The sequence below is a fragment of the Colwellia sp. RSH04 genome, assembly GCF_003545765.1.
Taxonomy (GTDB): Bacteria; Pseudomonadota; Gammaproteobacteria; order Enterobacterales; family Alteromonadaceae; genus Colwellia.
The window spans coordinates 1-579 of the sequence record NZ_QXIO01000054.1; the positions used below are offsets into that span (position 1 = coordinate 1).

Below are 579 nucleotides of genomic sequence, written 5' to 3' on the forward strand. Positions count from 1 at the left end.
GATGCGCCGATTTATGTAGAAGGGCATACGGACTCCGCCGGCCTGGCGGAGACAAATCTGGTGCTGTCGCTGTCGCGGGCCGAAGCGGTCGTGGATGCGCTGATCGACTATGGGATCGGGCCCGAGCGGCTCTATGCCGTGGGTTACGGCGCGAGCCTGCCGATCGCCCCCAACGATACGGCGGCCGGGCGGGCCCAGAACCGCAGGATCGTGTTCGCGTTCGAGGATATCGCGCGCTGAGGGGGTGAGATGGACATCGTTTTTCTGTTGCAGAGCTATTGGCCGTTTCTGGTCATCGCGCTGGTCATCGGCATCGCCACCGGCTGGTATGCCCAGTCCGACGGACAGTGAGGCCGGACCATGAACGCCACACCCCATATCATCCCCAGCGCCCTGCTGCTGCTCCTCGCCTTCCTCATCGGCTGCGTCATCGGCTATCTCCTCCGGCGCCTCCTCGCGCCGCACCGCCCGGCCAGCGTGACGGAGGCCCCCATGGCGGCGGAGCAGGCGGCGGAGCCCGAGGAGGATGTCCGCGACGACCTCAAGAAGATCAAGGGCATAGGGCCGAAGATGGAAGCA

Annotated in this window: 2 protein-coding genes; both read left to right on the forward strand. The window is 65.8% G+C overall.

Features of this window, described 5'->3' with window-relative positions; translation table 11 throughout:
* A partial coding sequence (locus D1094_RS18455; RefSeq protein ID WP_147361108.1) for an OmpA family protein occupies positions 1–240 on the forward strand: 240 nt, incomplete at its 5' end.
* A 120-nt stretch (positions 241–360) separates the two neighbouring features.
* Positions 361–579, forward strand: a 219-nt coding sequence (locus tag D1094_RS18560; RefSeq protein ID WP_220452580.1) for a hypothetical protein, incomplete at its 3' end; no start/stop codon positions are given.